Here is a 19,757-nt window from a genome sequence, read left to right as displayed (position 1 = left end):
TGTTATGAGCTATACGCTAGATAGATATAGAAATATAGGGATTGCGGCTCATATTGACGCTGGGAAGACAACGGTTACTGAACGTATTCTGTTTTATACAGGTATTTCACATAAAATCGGTGAAGTTCATGAAGGCGCAGCCATTATGGACTGGATGGAACAAGAGCAAGAGCGTGGGATTACAATTCAATCTGCGGCAACAACTTGTTTTTGGAAAAACTGTCAAATTAATATCATTGACACTCCTGGTCACGTAGATTTTACTATTGAAGTAGGTCGATCACTTCGTGTTCTTGATGGAGTGGTGAGCGTGTTCTGTGGTGTTGCTGGTGTGCAGCCTCAATCTGAGACTGTTTGGAACCAGGCAAATCGCTATGATGTTCCTGCAATCATTTTTATTAATAAATTAGATAGAATTGGTGCGGATTATTACGCAGCAATTCAGGATATAAATACAAAATTAGCAGTTGGTCGCGCAGTTGCTATGCAAATTCCTTTGGGTGAGTCAGAAGCTCTTTATGGCTTGATTGATGTGCTTACTGGAAAAATGATTCGTTTTTATAACGATGAGCGCGACATGCAAAAAGATGTTGTATTTGAAGATGCTCCTGCAGAATATGCGGATCAAATTAAATCAATGTATGCAACAATTGTTGAAAAAGCGTCTGATGCTGATGAAGTGTTGGGTGAAAAGTATTTAAATGAAGAGCCTATTACTTTGGCTGACATAAAACAGGCGATTAGAAATGGCGTTGTGAAGCGACAACTATTCCCTGCATTTTGTGGGTCGGCCTTTAAAAATAAAGGTGTTCATTTATTGCTTGATGCGGTTGTTGATTATTTACCGTCTCCTTTGGATGTTCCTGCAATTAAAGGTATTGATGTTAAGACTGAGCAAGAAGTTGTTCGGTTGTCGTCTGACAAAGAGCCGTTTTCAGCTCTTGCGTTTAAGATTATGACAGATCCTTTTGTGGGTGTGTTGACATTTACTCGTATTTATTCAGGTGTTTTAAAATCTGGATCATATGTTTACAATGCTTCAAAGCAAACCAAAGAGCGAGTAAGTAGACTTTTAAGGATGCATGCAAACAAGCGAGAAGAAATTAAAGAAGCTTCCGCTGGCGATATTGTTGCTATTGTTGGAATAAAAGAGATTAACACTGGTGATACTTTGTGTGATGAATCGCATCCAGTATTGCTTGAGTCAATTGATATTCCAATACCGGTGATTTCAACTTCTGTTGAGCCAAAAACTAAAGCAGACTATGAAAAAATGGTTATTGCTTTGAAAAAGATGAACCAAGAAGATCCTTCATTTAACTTTACGTACAATCATGAAACTGATCAAACAGAGATTGCTGGTATGGGTGAGTTGCATTTGGAAATTGTGGTTGATCGTTTGAAGCGTGAGCACAAAGTTGAAGTTGCGCAAGGTGCTTTGCGTGTTGCGTATAAAGAAACAATTCAAAAGTCATCTGATGTTGAAGGTAAATTCATTAAACAGTCGGGTGGAAAAGGTCAGTACGGTCACGTATGGTTAAAAATGGAACCATTGCCGCGCGGTACTGGTTATGAATTTGTAAATGGAGTTGTAGGTGGAACTATTCCGCGAGAATATATTCCTGCTGTTGAAAAGGGTCTAGCTGAGGCAGTAAATACTGGGATCTTGGTTGGAAGTCCAGTTGTTGATCTTAAGGTTACTGTTTATGATGGATCATATCATGATGTTGACTCATCAGAGATAGCTTTTAAAATGGCAGCAAAAATGGCTTTTCGTGAGGGTATGAGTCAGGCTTCGCCTGTTCTGTTAGAGCCAATCATGAAGGTTGAAGTTGATACTCCTGATGAATACATGGGCGATGTTATGGGTGACCTTAACGCGAGACGTGGAAAAATATTAGGGATGGAGGGCAAGGGCTCAATTCAGATTGTTAAGGCAGAAGTTCCTCTTGGAAAAATGTTTGGATACTCAACTGAGTTACGATCTATGACCAAAGGTCGAGCAAGTTATACGATGGCATTTGAGTGTTATCGTGAAGTTTCAAAAAATGTCCAAGATGAAATTGTAGCAGCGAAAAAATAATAGGTTTAATTTAGTTTAATTAATAAAGATGTGTTTCAGGAGAAATTATGGCAAAAGATACATTTGTACGTAGTAAACCGCACGTAAACGTTGGAACTATTGGTCACGTTGATCATGGTAAAACAACTTTAACAGCAGCGATTACTACTGTATTGTCAAAAACAGGTGGCGCGGTAGCAAGAAAGTTTGACGAAATTGATAATGCGCCTGAAGAAAAAGCGCGTGGTATTACGATTGCAACTTCACACGTTGAGTATGAAACAGCAAATCGTCACTATGCACACGTTGACTGTCCGGGTCACGCTGACTATGTTAAAAACATGATCACTGGTGCGGCTCAGATGGATGGAGCTATTTTAGTAGTTTCTGCGGCAGATGGACCTATGCCACAAACTCGTGAACATATTCTTTTAGCTAAAAACGTTAACGTTCCTTCATTGGTTGTTTTCTTGAATAAAGTAGACATGGTTGATGATCCAGAAATGGTTGACATGGTTGAAGAAGAAATCAGAGATTTGTTGAAAAAATATGATTTCCCTGGCGATGAAATTCCTGTAATTCGTGGTTCTGCTCTTAAAGCTTTAAATGGCGATCAAAGCGATCTTGGCGAAGCTTCAATTAAAAGATTGATGGATGCTGTTGATAGCTACATCCCAGTTCCAAAGCGTGATGTTGACAAGCCTTTCTTAATGCCTGTTGAAGGTGTTTTCTCTATTGCTGGTCGTGGTACTGTTGCAACTGGAAGAATTGAAAAAGGTATCGTTAAAATCGGTGACGCTGTTCAATTAGTTGGTTTGAATGAAAAAGCTATTGATACAACAGTTACAGGTATTGAAATGTTTAGAAAAAACCTTGATGAAGGTCGAGCTGGTGATAATGCTGGTTTGCTTCTTCGTGGTGTTAAAAAAGAAGACATTGTACGTGGAATGGTTGTTGCGAAACCTAACTCTATTAAGCCTCATAAAAAATTCAGAGGCCAGGTATATGTGTTAAGCAAAGAAGAAGGCGGACGTCACAGTTCATTCTTCAGCAACTATCGCCCGCAATTCTATTTTAGAACAACAGACGTAACTGGTGTTGTTACATTGCCTGCAGGGCGTGAAATGGTTATGCCTGGTGATAACGTGGTCTTAGACATTGAGCTTATCTCTCCAATTGCGATGGAAAAAGACTTACGATTCGCGATTAGAGAAGGTGGTAGAACTGTTGGATCAGGAATCGTTACAGAAATTATTTCGTAATAATGATTGGAAGATAGATGAAAAAGCAGAAAATTAGACTGACATTAAAATCTTACGATCATCAATTGCTTGATAAGGCAGTAAAAGAAATTGCTATGACGGCTAAAAAAACAGGAACCGACCTTGTCGGTCCTGTTCCTTTACCAAATAAAAAGCGTTGTTTTACTGTTCTACGTTCTCCGCATATTGATAAAAAATCTAGAGAGCAGTTTGAAATAATTACACACAAGCGGATTTTAGAAATGATTTCACCATCAGATCAGACAATGGCTGCATTGATGAAGCTAAATATTTCTGCTGGTGTTGATGTTGAAATTAAGTAAAACAAAGGGTTATTATGGTTAATGGTTTTTGGGGCCGCAAGGTAGGAATGACTCAGGTTTTTTCTGAAAACAATAAAGTCGTCCCAGTAACCGCTGTTGATGCTTCGGGTTGGTTTGTTTCACAAATCAAAACGCACGCAAAAGACGGATATAATGCAATTCAGGTTGCGTATGTTCGTGAAAAGCATCAAAGTGCACAGTTTCAAGAAGAATGGCTTAAACAAAAATCAAAGTATTTTCGTTGGGTTAAAGAAATTTTAGTTGATCTAGTGTCTGATGATATTTTGGCAGGACAGCCATTTGATTTTTCAAATGTTGTTCAAGCAAAAGATATTGTTAATGTCATGGGAACAACAAAAGGTTGTGGTTTTGCTGGTGTCATGCGTAGACATAAGTTTACGGGTGGTGTAGCGAGTCACGGTTCTATGTTGGGTAGAAGACCTGGAAGTATTAGCTTCATGCGTTCACAGGGTAAAGTCATTAAGGGTAAAAAAATGGCTGGACACATGGGTGTGACGCGCAAAACGGTAAGAGGTCTTGAAGTTGTACAAGTTGTACCTCAAGATAATCTTGTTCTTATTAAGGGTGCTATGGCTGGAAAACCTGGATCTTTAGTATACGTTCGTAAGAATGGGTAAACGATGAATAAGCAAGTTGATAAAAAAATGAATTCAAATGATATGAGCCAGGTAGCAAGCTCTCTTACTAAAATATCCGTTCAGGACCTAGGTCTTGTTATCGAGCATAAAGCTGAAGTCAGCTATGCGATATGGGTTCGAGCGTTAATGCAAAATTGGCGTCAGGGAACAGTTGGTTGCAAATCTCGTGGTGAAATTTCGTTTTCAAATAAAAAACCTTGGAAACAAAAAGGAACTGGCCGTGCTCGTGCAGGAAGTTCGAGATCTCCATTGTGGAGAAGCGGTGGTGTGATATTTGGTCCACAACCACGTGTTAGAAATTTAAAAGTTAATAAAAAAACAAGAAGCCAAGTTCTGTCTGCTTGCATAGCTTCTTATGCTAACAAAGGTAATTTATTTTCCTTTGATTGGGCGTTGCCAGGTGAAAAACCGTCAACGGCTTTAGCGTATAAAGCATTTGTAGGTGCAGGATTGATGGCGAAAAAAATAACATTGTTTTTGCCAAGAGAAGATTTTGTACATTGGGCATCAATGAATAACTTAATGAATGTTCAAGTATTAAGTTTTGATGATGTTAATGCTTACGAATTGTCTTTAGGTAATTGTATTGTTGTTTTGACAAAAGACGTTGGTTTGTTTAAAGATATGGTGGCAAAATGGAATTAAGTATCTACAATATTATTGTTGGGCCGATAGTTTCTAACAAAGCATATCGTTTACATCAAACATTGAAAAAAATAACACTTGAAGTGCATCCAGAAGCTAACAAATCATTGATATCGCAAGCTATGCATAAAATATTTAACGTTGAAGTTGAATCTGTGCGCGTTATTGTTCGCAAAGGGAAGCGAAAAACTTCTCGAACAAAAAACGTTAGTTTTGATAATTTGAGAAAAGTTGCAATCATCACTCTTAAAAAGGGTCATGAATTGAATCTTTTTGGTGATGCTGCTATGCCAGTTGGGCATGAAAACTCAGAGAAGCTGCAAGGCTATGCTTCTCGCTCACATGAAAACAGTTAAGGATTTTGTATGGCAATTGTTGCGAGAAAACCAAGAAATGCTTCTTTACGATTTCAAACATTCATTGATACGTCACATCTTTCAAAAGAAAAGCCTTTAAAAAGCCTTACTGTTGGATTGCGTAAAAAGGGTGGACGAAATGCTTATGGTCGAATTACGGTTCGTCATAGAGGTGGTGGAGCAGATAGAAAATATAGAATCGTTGATTTTAAACGTTCTGTACACGATGTAGAAGGAATCATTAATTCACTTGAATATGATCCAAATCGTAACGTTCATCTTGGATTAGTTTTTTATAGAAATGGTGATAAACGGTATATCTTGTTACCAGAGACCTTAAAAGAAGGTAGCTCTGTTATTTCAGGATTAACGGTTGAGCCAAAAGTTGGTAATTTTTTACCAATAAATCGTATTCCAGCTGGTTTCTTTATTCATAATATTGAAATGAGACCTGGTTCTGGTGGAAAACTTGCGCGTAGCGCAGGAACATCAGCTCAAATTATTGCAAAAGATGATAATTTTGCGACATTAAAAATGCCTTCAGGTGAAGTTCGCATGCTAAATTTAGATTGCTGGGCTACTGTTGGAGTTCTTGGAAACGCTGACTACAAGAATATTTCTTGGGGTAAAGCTGGACGAACTCGTCAACGTGGATTCCGTCCTTCTGTTCGTGGTATGGCTATGAACCCTGTTGATCACCCTCATGGTGGTGGTGAAGGTAGATCGAAATCTGGTTCTCATCCTGTTACTCCTTGGGGTAAAGGCTGTAAGGGAACAAGAACTCGTCGCAAAAAAGATGTGTTAATTATTAGAAGACGCAAATAAGGTCTTTAGAAATACGTGGAAGAAGTGAGCTATGGCTAGATCGGCAAAAAAAGGTCCTTTTGTGGATCCTTCAGTTATGAAAAAAGTCGAAAAGGTAAAAGAAAGTTCAAGACGTGAAGTTATAAAAACTTGGTCAAGAAGAAGTATGATTTTACCTGAGTTTGTTGGACTGGTATTTGCAGTGCACAATGGGAAAAAGTTTATTGAAGTATTGGTAAGTGAAAATATGGTTGGGCACCATTTAGGTGAGTTTGCTCCAACGAGAACATTTAAAATGCATAGTGGTCAACGTCAAACAAGCGCGGTTTCAAAATCGTAATAGTTGTTTTTCTTGAGTTGCTGCTGCATTTTGTTAAAATAATAGTATGATTAATAAATGGGTAAGACATGGATTTTAAAGCGTCAGCAAAATATATCAAACGATCACCGTATAAATTGCGACCGATTGTAGATGTTATTCGTGGCAAAAATGCGCAATACGCACTTGGTTGGTTAAAAGTATACGGACTTAAAAAATCGTTACCTGTAACAAAACTTCTTGAGTCTGCTATTGCAAATGCGCGTAACAAGCAAGAAGATATTGCTCCAAAAGATTTGAAAATTGAAGAGATTCGTGTTGACCAAGGACCAGCTTATAAATATTTTAAGCCGTCAGCTATGGGTCGATCTATGGTTTTGAGAAAAAGACTGAGCCATATAACTATTGTGTTGAAGCGTATAGAAGTTGAAAATAAATAAATAGATTGATAGAGAGGAAAACTTTGTGGGTCAAAAGGTTAATCCGATAGGATTTCGCGTCGGAGTCTATAGAGACTGGGATGCTCAGTGGTTTCCAAGAAGTTCGGTAAAAGGATCTTACGGAAAAGAACTCCGTGATGATTTAATAATTCGAAAATATTTAGAAAAAAATCTTAGTAAGGCTGAAGTAGCACGAATTGAAATAAAAAAAACTGGCGGAGTCGTCAAAGTAATTATTCATTCTGCTCGTCCTGGTATTGTTATTGGGAAAAAAGGTCAAGAAGTTGATATTTTAAGAAAAAATTTAGCAAAAATGCTTCAAGTTAGTGGTGTTGATATTTCTGTAGAAGAAGTAAGAACCCCTGAGCTTGATGCTGTTTTGGTAGCAAAAAGTATTGCTAGCCAACTTGAACAACGTGCTAACTTTAAAAAGCTTATGAAAAAAGCTACAACTTCTGCAATGAGAGCTGGCGCTAGAGGGATTAAAATTTGCTGTAAAGGTCGTTTGAACGGAGCAGAAATTGCTCGTGCTGAATGGTCAAGAGTTGGTTCTGTGCCTCTTCATACGCTTCGTGCTGATATTAGTTATGGTTACGCTCGTTCATACACAATGATGGGCGTTATTGGGGTAAAAGTTTGGATCTGTGTTGGCGAATACCAAACAAAATAAAACAGAAAGAATAAGCCATGTTGATGCCAAAAAAAGTAAAATTTAGAAAATCACACCGCGGAAGAATGACCGGGATCTCTAAAGGAGCTCGTACTGTAGAGTTTGGAGAATTTGGTCTAGAAGCAGTTGAGCCAGTTTGGTTGACAGCTCAGCAAATAGAATCTGTTCGCGTTACGGTTGCTCGTAGAATCAAAAAAGTTGGTAAATTCTTTTTAAGAGTTTTCCCTGATAAACCAGTCAGTAAAAAACCAATTGAAACTCGTATGGGTAAGGGTAAGGGTAACGCAGAGTTTTGGGTTGCTGTAGTAAAACGTGGACGAGTTATTTGTGAACTTGGCGATGTAGATGAAGCAACGGCAAAAGAAATCTTTAGAATGGCTTCTTATAAACTTCCTATGAAAACGAAGTTTGTGAGAAAGGAAGTTTAAATTATGCAGAAAAAAATAAAAAATGAATTAAAGCAATTGGCGCTAGAGCCATTGAAAATTCGTGCAGAAGAAATACGCAAAGAGATGTTTTTGTTGAGAATGAAAAAGTTCTCAACACCAGAAAAAAACACAGCTCTTATCAGAAGTTTACGTAGAAGCTTAGCTTGTGCGTTAACTTTAGTAAGACAAAAGGAATTACATGGAAACTAATAATAAAAAAATGTTTAGTGGCGTTGTAATATCTGACAAAATGAACAAAACAATTGTTGTTTCTTATCAAAGAGCTTTTAAGCATGAGAAGTTTCAAAAAATTGTTAGAACTGTTAAGAATTACAAAGTGCATGATCCAGAAGAGTCTGCAAAAATCGGTGATAGAGTAGAGTTTTTTGAAGGTGCTCCTAAGTCAAAAACAAAATATATGTATCTTCACCGTGTTATTAGTTAAGGTAAATTCATGATACAAAAAGAATCCTTTTTAATGGTTGCTGATAACTCTGGTGCGAAATTATTAAAATGTTTCCATCTTGTTGGTGGCACTCGCAAAAGATATGCATACATTGGTGATATCGTGAAATGTTCTGTAAAAGTAGCAATACCTCAGGGCATGGTCAAAAAAGGTGATATCGTTGATGTCATGATTGTTAGAACAAAAAAAGAGTTGCGTCGTACTGATGGCACCTACATTCGTTTTAGTGAAAACGCTGGGGTTATTTTAAAAGATGGTAAAATGTTAGGAACGAGAATCTTTGGTCCAGTCGCTAGAGAAATTCGCGCAACTGGTCAATCGAAGATTGTTTCTTCAGCTCCAGAAGTTTTGTAGGTAATAAATATGAAAAATATATTGAAAAAAAACGACAAAGTTCAGGTTATTTCTGGCAAAGATAAAGGAAAAGTCGGCGAAATTCTAGAACTTTGTAAAAAGTTTGGTAGAATTAAAGTTGAAGGCGTAAACGTTGTTACTAAGCATGTAAAAGCTCGTCGACAAGGCGAAGTTGCTGGAATACAAAAACGTGAAGCTTTTATTCATGCATCTAATGTTATGCCCGTTGATGCAATGACAGGAAAACCAGTACGTGTTAGTAAAATTAAACGGGTTTAGCAGAATACTTGCAAGGCCAGCAAAAGGAATTTAAAAAGTGAAAAGTCTCAAAAAAGCTCGATTAGAAGTCTTGTACAAAGAAAAGCTTGCTCTTGCTTTGCAAAAAGAGTTGGGTTTGGAAAATGTAATGCAAACTCCTAAGATTTCAAAAATCGTTTTGAACATAGGTGTTAAAGAAGCTGTTGCGGATAGCAAAATTTTGCAAACTGTTCAAAAAGTTTTGACGATGATTGCTGGTCAAGCTGCAGTAAAAACAATTGCAAAAAAATCTATCGCAGGTTTCAAAATTCGAGAAGGCATGCCTCTTGGAGTTATGGTAACTTTAAGAAGACAGCGTATGTACGAATTTTTAGATAAATTAATCAATTTGTCTTTACCGATGGTACGTGATTTTAGGGGTGTGACTACAAACTTTGACAACTCTGGAAATTACAATCTAGGGATAAAAGAATGGGTTATCTTTCCTGAAGTTGATTATGATACTGCAAGTAAAGTATTTGGTCTAAATATTTCAATCGAAACTAGTACAAAAGATAAAAAGCATGCATACGCTTTATTAAAGAGCTTTGGTATGCCTTTTGTGCAAGAAGGTAAATAGGTAAGATATGTCAAAAACTTCTGTCGTAGAACGCGATAAAAAACGAGACCGTCTCGTTAAAAAGTTCAGAGAAAAAAGAAACGAATTAAAAAAGATTGTGAGCAATACAAAAGTTTCTCTTGAAGATCGTTTGGCTGCTCAAGCAGCTCTAACAGACCTTCCAAGAAATTCAAGCTCAGCTCGTTTAAAGAAACGTTGTTCACAAACAGGCCGTCCTCGCGGATATATTGGCTTTTTTGGTGTTTCTCGAATTGTTTTTAGAGAGCTTGCGTCAGCAGGGCTTTTGCCTGGTGTTAAAAAAGCAAGTTGGTAAATTTGGTTACTATAAGGGATTAATGTGTCAAAAGATGTAATAGCAGATTTTTTAACGATAGTTCGAAATGGCATTGTAAGATCAAAATCTTCTGTAGAGATTGGTTATTCAAGACTTCGTTATGAGATTGCTCAAATCTTAAAAGAAGAAGGTTTTGTTGTTGATGTTTTGTTAGAAGAACAAGATGCGCAAAAAACTATTAAAATAGTCTTAAAATATGTTGATGGTGAATCAGTGATTCATGAAATCACGCGTATTAGCAAACCAAGTCGTCGTGTTTATACTGGTGTCGATAGCGTTAAGCCTGTAATTAGTGGTTTGGGTGTTAGCATCCTAACTACAAGTAAAGGTGTCATGACTGATAGAGTCGCTAGAAAACATCGTGTTGGCGGCGAGTTAATTTGTACGATTTGGTAAGAAAAGGAACTGTGTATGTCTAAAATTGGTAGAAAACCTATCAGCACTCAAGATATTGCTGTAACAATAGATGGCCAAGTTGTTTCTTATCAAGGAGCAAAAAAATCAGGTACATATGTGTTACCAGATTGCTTGCGTGTGAAGCATGAAAATGGCTTCATTAAAATAGAGCTTGCAAATGCTTTAGACAAAAAAAGCAACAATTTTTGGGGTCTTCACAGAGCTTTACTATCAAATGAATTGATGGGTTCTGTTAATGAATTTTCTGAAGATGTTGTGATTGTTGGCTTAGGTTATAAAGGTGAACTTAAAGGAGATATGATTACATTTTCTTTAGGCTACAGCCATAAAATTGATTTTAAGTTGCCTGAAAACATTGCGGTTGTTATTGACAAAACTGGCCAAAAAATAAATCTTCGTTCAACGAGTAAGTTTTTGGTTGGTGATGTTGCTCAGCGTATTTGTGCTTTAAGAAGACCTGAGCCCTACAAAGGAACTGGTGTTCGTTTGCAAAATGAAGTAATTCATAGAAAAACCGGAAAAAATTAACAAAAAGTAATTAGATAAATTGCAAAGGGCACTTAGGTGAATATTAAGAAATTACAAAAAAAACGCCAACGTAGAGCAACTCGTGTTCGAACGGCTTTAATCGCAAAATCAGGACGACCAAGAGTCTCTGTTTTTAGAAGTCTTAATCATATTTATGCACAGTTGATTGATGATAGCCAGCAAATAACTATTGTTGCGTCATCATCGAAAGCATTAGATTTGAAATCTAAAACAGAAAAACTTGATAAAAAAGCTATAGCAAAAGCTGTAGGAATAGATCTTGCTCGCAAAGCATTACAAGCAAATGTTGATGTTGCATGTTTTGACAGAGGAAGCTATTTGTATCACGGTCGCGTTCAATCTTTGGCTGATGGCCTGAGAGAAGGCGGATTAAAAATATAACATTTAAACGTTGGTATTAAATTATGAGTAAAAAACAGATCCAGGAAGAAACGAGCTCGTTTGACAAAGCAGTGAGCGTACGACGTGTTACCAAAGTTACTAAAGGTGGTAAGCGTTTTGCATTCTCAGCATTTGTTGTATCAGGTGATCAAAACGGTAACGTTGGAATCGCACTTGGTAAGGGTAAAGATGTGTCTGCTGCTATTGCTAAAGCAACAGTAAGAGCACACAAACAACGCATTACAATTCCTATGCGTAACACAACTGTTCCATACAATGTCGAAGGATATCATGGAGCATGTAAAGTAGTTATTCGATCAGCCTCTAAAGGGACTGGAATTATTGCTGGTGGAGCGGTTCGTGCAGTAATGGAAGCTCTTGGAATTAAAGATATTTTGACAAAAGCTATTGGCTCGTCAAATAACATTAACGTTGTGAAAGCAACATTAAACGCATTGTCAAAGCTTCGATCTGTAAAGCATATTGCTAGATTAAGAGGCAAAACAATACAGGAAATAACAGGAAAACAAGATGTTGCAGCTTAATAATTTAGTAAAATTAACAGAAAAAAGAAAACGTGTTGGTCGCGGCGGTTGTCGTGGTGGAACTTCAGGAAAAGGGCATAAGGGTCAAAAGGCTCGTTCAGGCGGTAGTGTTTCTGCTCGCTTTGAGGGTGGTCAAATGCCTTTATCTCGTCGTTTGCCAAAACGAGGATTTAGCAACCACATGTTTAAGCAAGAATTTGAATTAGTAACCCTTGGTCAACTTAATAATCTTTTTGAAGATGGACAAACGGTAACTAAATTAATGTTGCTTGAGGCTGGATGTGTTAAAAAAGGACTGTTGGTAAAAATCTTAGCAACAGGTGTTTTAGAAAAAAATATAACTGTTGAAGTTGACGCATGTAGTAAGTCTGCTAAAGAAGCTGTAGAGCGCGTAGGCGGTGCTGTCAAACTCGTTTAGGAGTAGTAAAGACGTGGTTTTATTAAAAAGTTTTCGAAATATTTTTCTAATTTCTGAACTTCGCAAGAAGATAGCTTTTACATTAGGAGTTTTGATTGTTTTCCGTTTGGGTGCTTATATACCTGTAATTGGAGTTAACGTTCAAAAGCTTGCTGAATATATGGGGCAAAAATCAGGAATTGGTGGATTATTAAGTTATTTTGATATTTTTTCTGGTGGGTCGTTACAGGCTTGTACAGTGTTTGCATTGGGCATCGGGCCCTACATTAGTGCTTCGATCATGATGCAAATATTAGGAATGACTGTTCCATCATTAGAGCAATTGCTTAAAGATGGTGAGTATGGTCGTAAAATTATCAATCAATACACTCGATATTTGGCTCTTGGACTTGCTGTGTTGCAAAGCGTTGGCTTTGCTACATTGCTAGAACATCAAGGATTGGTACTTGTTCCAGGATGGTCATTTCGAATTCTTTTTGTAATGACATTGACTGCAGGAGCAATGATAGCTATGTGGCTAGGTGATCAAATTTCATTACATGGAATTGGTAACGGAAGCTCAATGCTTATTTTTGCTGGGATCGTATCTCATTATCCAAATATGATACTTAGATTGGTTCATGAGGTGCAAGAAGGAAGTGTAAATATTATTCTTGCTTTAATGGTTCTTGTAGTCTTTTTATTTATTACCGCTTCTATCATTTTCTTAGAAAAAGGTGAGCGTAAGGTTCCTGTGCAGTATGCACGCAGAATAGTTGGAAATCGCGTTTATAGCGGTCAAAGTAGTTATATTCCATTCAAAATTAATAGCGCTGGAATTATGCCTGTTATTTTTGCTGGAGCTGTTTTGAAATTCCCATTGTTTTTAGCTGGTATGCTTGCACCATATTTTCCGATAGTAAACACGGTAGTTCAAGCTTTTAATAGCGGACCGCTGTTTTTAGTTTCGGAATTTTTATTGATTATTTTGTTTTCATTTTTATATTCAGCCCTTGCTATTAATCCAGTTGAGTTGGCTGAAAATATTCGAAAAAATGGCGGGTTTGTTCCTGGGATGCGTCCTGGTAAGCAAACAGTACAATATTTTGAATATTTATTGAATAGAATCGGACTCGTTGGAGCAATTTATTTAGGATTGCTTGCAGTATTTCCAGCGATCTTACAAAAACTATTTGGTATTCCATTCTACGAGTCTGGAACATCAATGTTGATTGTTGTTGGTGTCGCATTAGAATTTTCAAGCCAGGTCGAATCATATTTGATTGAACGTCGCTACGAAGGATTTTTGTCAGGGGGCAGAATGAAACGTGGGGGTGTTCGTTGAGCAAAAACAAAATATTTTTGTTTTTTGGTCCTCCTGGTTCTGGCAAAGGATCGCTTTCCTCTATGTGTGTAGAGCATTTTGGATGGAAGCATGTTTCAACTGGAGATTTATGCAGGGAACATATTGCGCAAGGTTCTGAGATCGGAAAACAAATTAAGTTCGCAACTGAGCATGGTTTGTTTGTTTCTGATGAAGTTGTTGCTGATATGTTGGCACAGTGGATGATTATGCAAAAAGAATTATCGCAAGATATTATTCTTGATGGTTATCCTCGAACAAAAAAGCAGGCTGATATTTTAGATGCTTTGATGCATAAGTATTTGCCAGAATTTGAATTGATTTTAGTTAAGTTGAATATAGATTCAGAGCTTTTGACTGATCGTATTGTAAATCGAGTGCTATGTTCAAATAAAGAATGTGGACAGATTTACTCTACGTCGTCAATTTCAAAATCTAGACCAAGAGTTGAAATGAAATGTGATAAATGTGAATCATTACTGGTTAAAAGATCAGATGATACATTAGAATCATTGAAATTACGACTACAGGCGTATTATCAACATGAGCAAGATGTTCTTGATTTTTATATTGATAAAGGCATGAAGATTGAAATGCTTAATGGTAATCAATCGGTACAAAATGTTTTTGAAGATTTTAAAAAGATAGTGCGCCAATAATATGATTATTAAAAGTAAACAAGCCCTAGAAAAGATGAGGACTGCGGGTAAATTACTCGCCGATATCTTTGAAAAAATTAGTCCAATCGTACGTGAAGGCGTATCTACAGCATTTATTGATGCTTGGATTGAGGAAGAATTACAAAAGCGGCAGCTTGTTTCTCAATCAAAAGGTTATAAGGGATACAGGCATGTGAGCTGTATTTCTGTAAATGATGTGGTAGTGCATGGGATACCAAGCGAAAAAGTTATTTTACAAAAAGGTGATCTTGTAAAAGTTGATGTTTGTGCTGCTTGGCAACTTTATTGTGCGGATATGGCTAGATCTTATGTGGTTGGATTTGAGCAAAACGAGCATGAAAATCATTTGATATTGATTGCTCAGCAAGCTTTAGATAAAGGAATAGCTCAGGCTGCTCCGGGTAAAAGGTTGTATGATATTTCTGCAGCTGTTCAAGAGCATGTTGAGCGTTATAAATATGGAGTTGTGCGAGATTTTGCAGGTCATGGAATTGGCAGACACATGCATGAAGAGCCTGATGTGCCTAATTTTGGAACTGCAGGAACTGGGATGAGATTGCAAGTTGGAATGACATTTGCAATTGAGCCTATGATTACTCAAGGTTCATATGAAGTGTATGTTGATCGAGATGGCTGGACTGTTAGAACAAAGGATAAATCTTTGGCTGTACATGTAGAAGATACTGTGCTTGTCGGGGAAAATGGTCCTGAAATTCTAACAAGGCTAATACAATAAGCGGTACAAGGATATAAGGTTTGTATGAAACAAAAAGATGATGTTGTCCGGATTGATGGGATTGTAAAAGAAACATTGCCCAATGCGATGTTTAAGATTGAAGTAGAGGGAGGGCACATGATATTAGGACATGTGTCAGGTAAAATGCGAATGAATTTCATTCGAATATTGCCTGGAGATAAGGTTGTTTTGGAGCTTTCTCCTTACGATTTGACTCGTGGAAGAATTGTACGAAGAAATAAATAGTTAAATTAATTTTTTTTTGAAAGAAAGCTGTTATAATGAAAGTAAGAACATCTGTAAAAGTAATGTGTGGCGATTGTCGAATTATTCGACGAGAACGCGTGGTAAGAATAATTTGTAAAAAAAACCCGAAGCATAAACAACGTCAAGGATAAGGGTCATATATATGGCAAGAATTTCTGGAGTTAATTTACCTCCTCGAAAAAGAGTAGAGTATGGGCTTACTTATGTGTACGGCATAGGTTTAAAATCATCACAAGATATTTTAACAGCCCTTAGTATTGATTATAATACACGTGTAAAAGATCTTTCTGATCAAGAAGTCTTTGCGATTCAAAAAAAAGTTACTGACGAATACACAACAGAAGGTGATTTGCGCAAAGAAGTTCTTATGAGTATCAAAAGACTTCAAGAAATTGGTTCGTATCGTGGATTAAGACATAAAAAAGGTCTTCCTTCTCGTGGTCAGCGTACAAAAACAAACGCACGAACAAGAAAAGGTCCACGTAGAGCAGGATCTGCAGTCGCAATGAAGAAAAAAATAGCAAAAAAATAAGATCTGTTGATTAGGTAAGATAAATTATGGCGTTTAACAAAAAAGTAAAAAAAACGAAGCGACAATTGTCTGCGGCAGTAGCCCATGTTAAGTCTTCATTTAACAACACAATGGTAACAATTACTACGCTTGAAGGCGATGTGGTTTTGTCAAGCAGTGCTGGAAAATTAGGGTTTAAGGGATCTCGTAAAGGTACACCTTTTGCAGCTTCTCAAATAGCAAATGCTCTTTCAAAAGACATGCAGGGTATGGGTATTAAAACCGTAGAAATTAACTTGCAAGGACCTGGAGCTGGTCGTGATTCAGTTGTGCGAGCTTTCCAAAGTTCTGGATTACACGTTTCGACTTTGCGAGACGTAACTCCATTGCCTCACAATGGAACTCGTCCTCCTAAAAAACGTCGTGTATAAAAGATTAAAATTCAAGAACAGGTTAGAATGATATGGTAAATAAACCAAATACAAAATCAAATTCAAATTCAAGCTCAAAATCAAGAGATCCAAAGTCTTCTGATTCTGGACAAGGCGAACAAAATTCTAAAAAAAGCTTTAAAAGAGTTTCAGAATATGGTCGCCAGCTTCAAGAAAAACAAAAAGTAAAACAAATGTACGGGATGCGCGAAAAGCAATTTAAGCGTTTCTTTAAAGAAGCTACTGATATGGAAGGTGTTCCTGGAGAAAACCTTTTAATCTTATTAGAGCGTCGTTTGGATAGTGTTGTTTACAGATTAAAAATGGCAATTTCTTGCAGCCAAGCTCGTCAAATGATTGTTCATGGACATGTTTTAGTAAATGGCGTTAGAGTCACTAAACCATCATACATAGTATCAATTGGCGATGTTGTTGGGTTGCATTCATCTGTTGCAAGCAAAACAGAATTCCTAGCAACAGTTGTTGATAAACGTATGAATATTGCAATTAAAGTTCCTGAGTGGCTAGAGCTTGTTAAGCAAAGCAGAACAGGAAACGTTCTTCGTTATCCAACTAGAAATGATATACAATTCCCTGTCGAAGAACATTTGATTGTTGCGTTGTATTCAAAATAAAAAAGAGAAAGCTAGTTGAATGAGAAACCGAGTTTGTATATGTCAGTTTTGATTAGGGAATAATATGTCGAAATCAACGTATAAGCCACTTACTATGCCTACATTGGGTTGGGAAAAGAAGTCTATGACCCAAACTTTTGGGAAGTTAACTGCTCAGCCATTGGAATCAGGTTTTGGTATTACTTTAGGTAATGCACTACGCCGTTCATTGCTAGGGGCAATTGAAGGCTCAGCTGTAACCTCAGTTATTATTAAAGGTGTTAATAATGAATTTTCATCATTGCCTGGCATTGTTGAAGATATCATGCAAATTGTTTTAAACATTAAACAAATTGTTATCAAGAACAAAGAAAACAAACCAGGATCAATGAAATTGGTTATTTCAGGCAAAGAAAAAAATGTAGCTACGGTTGCAGATATTGTCTGTGATGAACACCTTGAACTGGTAAATAAAGATCTTGTTATTGCTACTCTTGCAAAAGATGGACAACTTGATATTGAATTCTTTGTTGAGTCTGGTCGCGGTTATCAATTGGCTCAATGGCCTATTGGTACAGCACTTGCAGAGCATGGTCGTATGTACCTTGATGCAATGTTTTCTCCTGTTCGCAACGTTGCGTTGTTTGTTGAAAAAACACGTGTTGGAAAAGAGATTGATTATGATAAATTAACTCTTGAAATAACAACAAATGGTGCAGAAAATCCGGTTGATGTATTAAATTATGCAGTATCGGTTTTAAGAACACAGCTTGAAAATTTCTTAGTTGATACAGAAATTCCATTTAATGATATTTCTTCATCTAATGAAGAAGAATCTTCATATCAAAGTGAAGAAGTTGAAGATAATGGATTTAAAGATATTCCTGTTGAAGCTTTGTTTAAATCTATTGATGAATTGGAATTATCAGCTCGAGCTCATAATTGCTTAGCAAATGCAAATATCGCTCGTGTTCTTGATTTGGTAAACGTTTCTGAAGATGAAAGTTTACGGATTAAAAATTTCGGAAGAAAATCTTTAGATGAAGTAAAAGACGTTTTAAGATCTTTGGGTCTACGTTTTGGTATGGAAATTAAAGAAGAAGTTGCTTTAAAAGCATTAAAGCGAAAAACTGGAAATAAATAATCATCTTTGTTTTGGTAAGGAAAAGGTCCCATGAGACATTTAAGTAGCAAAAAGAAATTGAACATGAAGTCTTCCTATCGGAAGGCTTATTTGAGAAACCAAGTAATTAATTTAATTAATTATGGTCACATAACAGTATCTCTTGAAGGTGCAAAAGAAATACGTCGTTTGGCTGAAAAAATGGTCACTTTGGCAGCAAAAGGTAATGATTTTAATGCGCGTCGTCGTGCAAAACAAATTTTACCATACAGCGAAGTAGCTCTTGAAAAATTATTTAAAGAACTTGCGCCACAGTATGTAACTCGCCCAGGCGGTTACACCCGTATTCTACGCCTTGGACGTCGTCCAAGTGATTCAGCGAATATGGCACGTTTGCAATGGGTTTAAATGCTCGAGCAAACTAACTTTGAAATTATAGTACAAATTCAACAAGCGCTCGATGAAATACAGCCTTATATAGAATCGCACGGCGGGCGCGTTGAGTTGGTAGAATTTAAAGATTCTATCCTTTTTATCAAATTTTATGGGACATGTGTACAATGTCCCCTTTCTTTTTATACACTTACATATGGCATAGAAAAACAGCTTAAAGAAAAAATACCAACTATTTTACGAGTAGAAGCTGTAGAATAGGAAGTATTTAGAATTGCAAAGTTTCTTTATTTTGTTTTGTGCACATCGATAAACTTCCTTTTTAACTCCTTGGCTTGATCAATCCATTTTATTAAATTTTCTCTTGGGATTATTGTTTTGACGGTTGGTTTATAATCTTTCATAAACTTTTTATATGTTATAAAATCTGGATTAGATTTTTTTGTTTCACCATGCCAAGGATAAAAAGGAGTGATTTCAAAGACTATGTTTCCATTTTTATCATTGTACATCCAGCTATTAAAGTATGGTCTAGTTTGTTTATGATCATTACTCCAGCAATGATATTTGAAATGATTGTTTGATTTTTGTAACCCTTTAGAAAATTGATTAATTTCAAGTCCTAAGTCTTGTTTAATGCTGCTTTCTAGCATAATTTTTCCTTTGATTAATTTTTGAATATATCCAGATTTTATAATAAAATAGCAAAAGCTAGATATTTCTTCATATCCAAATCGTATGATTATATTTTTTTCTTCATTTACATAATCGATGTCGCAATGAGCACAAACCTCGCAATCATCTTTGCCGATAGGCTCAGGATTTATTTTTAAATACTTAGTATCAGAGATTATGAACTTTGTTATATCCATTATTTTATTTTTACTTTGACGACTCTCTTTTCTTAATTAATTACAGCAATCATTGCATAGTTGGTCATATGTTTTTGCTTGGTTTTTCCTTTTGTGGTGTCTCGAATGAATCCAGCATTGTATAAAGCGTTTTTAGCGGCCCGATCTAAATCTTGGAATTTTTCTATGATATATCCATGATATTTATTTGGACAATGTTCATTAAACCTCACAAACTTGCCATTTTCAATGCCAACTCTGTAATTTTTGTTTGGCACTCTTATTGATTCATTAAGTGCTTTTTGTCCATCGCGAGGTGGCTTGCCAATATTGCCTTTAGAGTTTTGATGATGTTTTGGATTATTTTCATATATTCCATGTGGACACAATAATTGTATATTTTTGTCTTTCTTGGGATCTTTCTTAGGGTCTTTTTTTGGACCGCCTCCACCACCGCCGCCACCACTACTTTTTTTATCTTTCAAGGCGCCTTTTATTTT

The 19,757-nt window shown here is 36.5% G+C and carries 35 protein-coding genes; 33 read left to right on the top strand and 2 right to left on the bottom strand.

All coding sequences use genetic code 11. The annotated features are described in order from the left end of the window. Positions 1-4: 4 nt before the first annotated feature. The 33 genes from fusA (at position 5) to NTU89_03635 (ending at position 18,667) form a co-directional block, all read left to right on the top strand. Positions 5-2,083: an elongation factor G gene (gene fusA, locus NTU89_03795; GenBank protein MCX5923659.1), complete on the top strand. Its 2,079-nt coding sequence runs from the start codon at positions 5-7 to the stop codon at positions 2,081-2,083. A 47-nt stretch (positions 2,084-2,130) separates the two neighbouring features. After that, the gene (tuf, locus tag NTU89_03790) at positions 2,131-3,324 is read left to right on the top strand and encodes an elongation factor Tu (GenBank protein ID MCX5923658.1); all 1,194 of its coding nucleotides are present in this window, start codon (positions 2,131-2,133) and stop codon (positions 3,322-3,324) included. A 17-nt stretch (positions 3,325-3,341) separates the two neighbouring features. Continuing rightward, entirely contained in the window at positions 3,342-3,647 is a 306-nt protein-coding gene (rpsJ, locus tag NTU89_03785) for a 30S ribosomal protein S10 (GenBank protein MCX5923657.1), read from the top strand. A gap of 14 nt (positions 3,648-3,661) precedes the next feature. Next, the gene (gene rplC / locus NTU89_03780) at positions 3,662-4,285 is read left to right on the top strand and encodes a 50S ribosomal protein L3 (GenBank protein MCX5923656.1); all 624 of its coding nucleotides are present in this window, start codon (positions 3,662-3,664) and stop codon (positions 4,283-4,285) included. Between the two features lie 42 nt (positions 4,286-4,327). Next, positions 4,328-4,951 (top strand): 50S ribosomal protein L4, encoded by a 624-nt coding sequence (gene rplD, locus NTU89_03775; GenBank protein ID MCX5923655.1) that lies wholly within the window; start codon positions 4,328-4,330, stop codon positions 4,949-4,951. Then, positions 4,942-5,307, top strand: a complete 366-nt coding sequence (locus tag NTU89_03770; GenBank protein MCX5923654.1) for a 50S ribosomal protein L23 — start codon at positions 4,942-4,944, stop codon at positions 5,305-5,307. The genes rplD and NTU89_03770 overlap by 10 nt, the downstream gene beginning before the upstream one ends. Before the next feature lie 9 nt (positions 5,308-5,316). Next, positions 5,317-6,132 (top strand): 50S ribosomal protein L2, encoded by an 816-nt coding sequence (gene rplB, locus NTU89_03765; protein MCX5923653.1) that lies wholly within the window; start codon positions 5,317-5,319, stop codon positions 6,130-6,132. Between the two features lie 31 nt (positions 6,133-6,163). Further along, positions 6,164-6,451 carry a 30S ribosomal protein S19 gene (rpsS, locus tag NTU89_03760; GenBank protein ID MCX5923652.1) on the top strand — a complete coding sequence of 96 codons (288 nt, stop codon included), beginning with the start codon at positions 6,164-6,166 and terminating at the stop codon, positions 6,449-6,451. A 68-nt stretch (positions 6,452-6,519) separates the two neighbouring features. Then, a complete protein-coding gene (gene rplV / locus NTU89_03755; GenBank protein MCX5923651.1) occupies positions 6,520-6,870 on the top strand; it encodes a 50S ribosomal protein L22 in 351 nt (116 codons plus the stop codon). 25 nt (positions 6,871-6,895) lie between these two features. After that, positions 6,896-7,540, top strand: coding sequence for a 30S ribosomal protein S3 (rpsC, locus tag NTU89_03750; GenBank protein ID MCX5923650.1), 645 nt, complete (start codon positions 6,896-6,898; stop codon positions 7,538-7,540). Positions 7,541-7,557: 17 nt separating this feature from the next. Beyond that, a complete protein-coding gene (gene rplP / locus NTU89_03745) occupies positions 7,558-7,968 on the top strand; it encodes a 50S ribosomal protein L16 (protein ID MCX5923649.1) in 411 nt (136 codons plus the stop codon). 3 nt (positions 7,969-7,971) lie between these two features. Next, positions 7,972-8,178, top strand: coding sequence for a 50S ribosomal protein L29 (rpmC, locus tag NTU89_03740; GenBank protein ID MCX5923648.1), 207 nt, complete (start codon positions 7,972-7,974; stop codon positions 8,176-8,178). Beyond that, a complete protein-coding gene (gene rpsQ / locus NTU89_03735; GenBank protein MCX5923647.1) occupies positions 8,168-8,413 on the top strand; it encodes a 30S ribosomal protein S17 in 246 nt (81 codons plus the stop codon). Before rpmC ends, rpsQ begins: the two co-directional genes overlap by 11 nt. A gap of 9 nt (positions 8,414-8,422) precedes the next feature. Then, positions 8,423-8,788: a 50S ribosomal protein L14 gene (gene rplN / locus NTU89_03730; GenBank protein ID MCX5923646.1), complete on the top strand. Its 366-nt coding sequence runs from the start codon at positions 8,423-8,425 to the stop codon at positions 8,786-8,788. 9 nt (positions 8,789-8,797) lie between these two features. Beyond that, positions 8,798-9,067, top strand: a complete 270-nt coding sequence (rplX, locus tag NTU89_03725; protein MCX5923645.1) for a 50S ribosomal protein L24 — start codon at positions 8,798-8,800, stop codon at positions 9,065-9,067. A 37-nt stretch (positions 9,068-9,104) separates the two neighbouring features. Beyond that, positions 9,105-9,665, top strand: a complete 561-nt coding sequence (rplE, locus tag NTU89_03720) for a 50S ribosomal protein L5 (GenBank protein ID MCX5923644.1) — start codon at positions 9,105-9,107, stop codon at positions 9,663-9,665. 7 nt (positions 9,666-9,672) lie between these two features. Then, positions 9,673-9,978: a 30S ribosomal protein S14 gene (gene rpsN / locus NTU89_03715; GenBank protein ID MCX5923643.1), complete on the top strand. Its 306-nt coding sequence runs from the start codon at positions 9,673-9,675 to the stop codon at positions 9,976-9,978. A 24-nt stretch (positions 9,979-10,002) separates the two neighbouring features. Next, the gene (gene rpsH, locus NTU89_03710; protein ID MCX5923642.1) at positions 10,003-10,395 is read left to right on the top strand and encodes a 30S ribosomal protein S8; all 393 of its coding nucleotides are present in this window, start codon (positions 10,003-10,005) and stop codon (positions 10,393-10,395) included. Positions 10,396-10,410: 15 nt separating this feature from the next. Further along, positions 10,411-10,944: a 50S ribosomal protein L6 gene (gene rplF, locus NTU89_03705; protein MCX5923641.1), complete on the top strand. Its 534-nt coding sequence runs from the start codon at positions 10,411-10,413 to the stop codon at positions 10,942-10,944. 36 nt (positions 10,945-10,980) lie between these two features. Then, a complete protein-coding gene (gene rplR, locus NTU89_03700; protein ID MCX5923640.1) occupies positions 10,981-11,346 on the top strand; it encodes a 50S ribosomal protein L18 in 366 nt (121 codons plus the stop codon). Positions 11,347-11,369: 23 nt separating this feature from the next. Beyond that, on the top strand, positions 11,370-11,891 hold the full coding sequence (rpsE, locus tag NTU89_03695) for a 30S ribosomal protein S5 (GenBank protein ID MCX5923639.1): 522 nt from the start codon (positions 11,370-11,372) through the stop codon (positions 11,889-11,891). Further along, positions 11,878-12,309: a 50S ribosomal protein L15 gene (rplO, locus tag NTU89_03690; protein ID MCX5923638.1), complete on the top strand. Its 432-nt coding sequence runs from the start codon at positions 11,878-11,880 to the stop codon at positions 12,307-12,309. Before rpsE ends, rplO begins: the two co-directional genes overlap by 14 nt. A 13-nt stretch (positions 12,310-12,322) precedes the next feature. Next, positions 12,323-13,633 (top strand): preprotein translocase subunit SecY, encoded by a 1,311-nt coding sequence (gene secY / locus NTU89_03685; GenBank protein ID MCX5923637.1) that lies wholly within the window; start codon positions 12,323-12,325, stop codon positions 13,631-13,633. Then, complete coding sequence (locus tag NTU89_03680) at positions 13,630-14,310, top strand: nucleoside monophosphate kinase (protein ID MCX5923636.1); 681 nt, start codon at positions 13,630-13,632, stop codon at positions 14,308-14,310. The genes secY and NTU89_03680 overlap by 4 nt, the downstream gene beginning before the upstream one ends. Before the next feature lies 1 nt (position 14,311). After that, on the top strand, positions 14,312-15,067 hold the full coding sequence (gene map / locus NTU89_03675; protein ID MCX5923635.1) for a type I methionyl aminopeptidase: 756 nt from the start codon (positions 14,312-14,314) through the stop codon (positions 15,065-15,067). Between the two features lie 24 nt (positions 15,068-15,091). Next, positions 15,092-15,313 (top strand): translation initiation factor IF-1, encoded by a 222-nt coding sequence (gene infA, locus NTU89_03670; GenBank protein MCX5923634.1) that lies wholly within the window; start codon positions 15,092-15,094, stop codon positions 15,311-15,313. A gap of 35 nt (positions 15,314-15,348) precedes the next feature. Beyond that, positions 15,349-15,465 (top strand): 50S ribosomal protein L36, encoded by a 117-nt coding sequence (gene rpmJ, locus NTU89_03665; GenBank protein MCX5923633.1) that lies wholly within the window; start codon positions 15,349-15,351, stop codon positions 15,463-15,465. Between the two features lie 11 nt (positions 15,466-15,476). Continuing rightward, positions 15,477-15,866: a 30S ribosomal protein S13 gene (gene rpsM, locus NTU89_03660; GenBank protein MCX5923632.1), complete on the top strand. Its 390-nt coding sequence runs from the start codon at positions 15,477-15,479 to the stop codon at positions 15,864-15,866. A 26-nt stretch (positions 15,867-15,892) separates the two neighbouring features. Then, positions 15,893-16,276, top strand: a complete 384-nt coding sequence (gene rpsK / locus NTU89_03655; protein MCX5923631.1) for a 30S ribosomal protein S11 — start codon at positions 15,893-15,895, stop codon at positions 16,274-16,276. Between the two features lie 32 nt (positions 16,277-16,308). After that, the gene (gene rpsD / locus NTU89_03650) at positions 16,309-16,911 is read left to right on the top strand and encodes a 30S ribosomal protein S4 (protein MCX5923630.1); all 603 of its coding nucleotides are present in this window, start codon (positions 16,309-16,311) and stop codon (positions 16,909-16,911) included. Between the two features lie 64 nt (positions 16,912-16,975). Further along, positions 16,976-18,034, top strand: coding sequence for a DNA-directed RNA polymerase subunit alpha (locus tag NTU89_03645; GenBank protein MCX5923629.1), 1,059 nt, complete (start codon positions 16,976-16,978; stop codon positions 18,032-18,034). 63 nt (positions 18,035-18,097) lie between these two features. Next, the gene (gene rplQ, locus NTU89_03640; protein MCX5923628.1) at positions 18,098-18,421 is read left to right on the top strand and encodes a 50S ribosomal protein L17; all 324 of its coding nucleotides are present in this window, start codon (positions 18,098-18,100) and stop codon (positions 18,419-18,421) included. Next, positions 18,422-18,667: a NifU family protein gene (locus tag NTU89_03635; GenBank protein MCX5923627.1), complete on the top strand. Its 246-nt coding sequence runs from the start codon at positions 18,422-18,424 to the stop codon at positions 18,665-18,667. A gap of 26 nt (positions 18,668-18,693) precedes the next feature. Here NTU89_03635 and NTU89_03630 read toward each other — a convergent pair whose 3' ends face one another. Beyond that, the gene (locus tag NTU89_03630) at positions 18,694-19,278 is read right to left on the bottom strand and encodes a hypothetical protein (protein ID MCX5923626.1); all 585 of its coding nucleotides are present in this window, start codon (positions 19,276-19,278) and stop codon (positions 18,694-18,696) included. A gap of 32 nt (positions 19,279-19,310) precedes the next feature. Beyond that, on the bottom strand, positions 19,311-19,757 hold a 447-nt coding region (locus tag NTU89_03625), incomplete at its 5' end, for a hypothetical protein (protein ID MCX5923625.1).

Source organism: Candidatus Dependentiae bacterium (assembly GCA_026389065.1).
In the GTDB taxonomy this organism is placed as follows: Bacteria; Babelota; Babeliae; order Babelales; family Chromulinivoraceae; genus JACPFN01.
Note: the sequence above shows the minus strand (reverse complement) of the source record. Positions and strands in the feature narration are given on the sequence as shown.

Excerpts from the sequence above, each read along its gene's own strand:
- rpsK (MCX5923631.1), top strand. The coding sequence starts at position 15,893 with ATGGCGTTTAACAAAAAAGTAAAAAAAACGAAGCGACAATTGTCTGCG.
- rpmC (MCX5923648.1), top strand. The coding sequence starts at position 7,972 with ATGCAGAAAAAAATAAAAAATGAATTAAAGCAATTGGCGCTAGAGCCA.
- rplB (MCX5923653.1), top strand. The coding sequence starts at position 5,317 with ATGGCAATTGTTGCGAGAAAACCAAGAAATGCTTCTTTACGATTTCAA.
- rplQ (MCX5923628.1), top strand. The coding sequence starts at position 18,098 with ATGAAGTCTTCCTATCGGAAGGCTTATTTGAGAAACCAAGTAATTAAT.
- rpsS (MCX5923652.1), top strand. The coding sequence starts at position 6,164 with ATGGCTAGATCGGCAAAAAAAGGTCCTTTTGTGGATCCTTCAGTTATG.
- rplX (MCX5923645.1), top strand. The coding sequence starts at position 8,798 with ATGAAAAATATATTGAAAAAAAACGACAAAGTTCAGGTTATTTCTGGC.
- NTU89_03635 (MCX5923627.1), top strand. The coding sequence starts at position 18,422 with ATGCTCGAGCAAACTAACTTTGAAATTATAGTACAAATTCAACAAGCG.
- rpsQ (MCX5923647.1), top strand. The coding sequence starts at position 8,168 with ATGGAAACTAATAATAAAAAAATGTTTAGTGGCGTTGTAATATCTGAC.
- NTU89_03645 (MCX5923629.1), top strand. The coding sequence starts at position 16,976 with ATGTCGAAATCAACGTATAAGCCACTTACTATGCCTACATTGGGTTGG.
- fusA (MCX5923659.1), top strand. The coding sequence starts at position 5 with ATGAGCTATACGCTAGATAGATATAGAAATATAGGGATTGCGGCTCAT.
- rplF (MCX5923641.1), top strand. The coding sequence starts at position 10,411 with ATGTCTAAAATTGGTAGAAAACCTATCAGCACTCAAGATATTGCTGTA.
- rpsN (MCX5923643.1), top strand. The coding sequence starts at position 9,673 with ATGTCAAAAACTTCTGTCGTAGAACGCGATAAAAAACGAGACCGTCTC.
- tuf (MCX5923658.1), top strand. The coding sequence starts at position 2,131 with ATGGCAAAAGATACATTTGTACGTAGTAAACCGCACGTAAACGTTGGA.
- map (MCX5923635.1), top strand. The coding sequence starts at position 14,312 with ATGATTATTAAAAGTAAACAAGCCCTAGAAAAGATGAGGACTGCGGGT.
- NTU89_03630 (MCX5923626.1), bottom strand. The coding sequence starts at position 19,278 with ATGGATATAACAAAGTTCATAATCTCTGATACTAAGTATTTAAAAATA.
- rplP (MCX5923649.1), top strand. The coding sequence starts at position 7,558 with ATGTTGATGCCAAAAAAAGTAAAATTTAGAAAATCACACCGCGGAAGA.
- rpsD (MCX5923630.1), top strand. The coding sequence starts at position 16,309 with ATGGTAAATAAACCAAATACAAAATCAAATTCAAATTCAAGCTCAAAA.
- rpsJ (MCX5923657.1), top strand. The coding sequence starts at position 3,342 with ATGAAAAAGCAGAAAATTAGACTGACATTAAAATCTTACGATCATCAA.
- rplO (MCX5923638.1), top strand. The coding sequence starts at position 11,878 with ATGTTGCAGCTTAATAATTTAGTAAAATTAACAGAAAAAAGAAAACGT.
- infA (MCX5923634.1), top strand. The coding sequence starts at position 15,092 with ATGAAACAAAAAGATGATGTTGTCCGGATTGATGGGATTGTAAAAGAA.
- rpsM (MCX5923632.1), top strand. The coding sequence starts at position 15,477 with ATGGCAAGAATTTCTGGAGTTAATTTACCTCCTCGAAAAAGAGTAGAG.
- NTU89_03770 (MCX5923654.1), top strand. The coding sequence starts at position 4,942 with ATGGAATTAAGTATCTACAATATTATTGTTGGGCCGATAGTTTCTAAC.
- rplN (MCX5923646.1), top strand. The coding sequence starts at position 8,423 with ATGATACAAAAAGAATCCTTTTTAATGGTTGCTGATAACTCTGGTGCG.
- rplD (MCX5923655.1), top strand. The coding sequence starts at position 4,328 with ATGAGCCAGGTAGCAAGCTCTCTTACTAAAATATCCGTTCAGGACCTA.
- rplV (MCX5923651.1), top strand. The coding sequence starts at position 6,520 with ATGGATTTTAAAGCGTCAGCAAAATATATCAAACGATCACCGTATAAA.
- rplC (MCX5923656.1), top strand. The coding sequence starts at position 3,662 with ATGGTTAATGGTTTTTGGGGCCGCAAGGTAGGAATGACTCAGGTTTTT.
- rpsE (MCX5923639.1), top strand. The coding sequence starts at position 11,370 with ATGAGTAAAAAACAGATCCAGGAAGAAACGAGCTCGTTTGACAAAGCA.
- rpmJ (MCX5923633.1), top strand. The coding sequence starts at position 15,349 with ATGAAAGTAAGAACATCTGTAAAAGTAATGTGTGGCGATTGTCGAATT.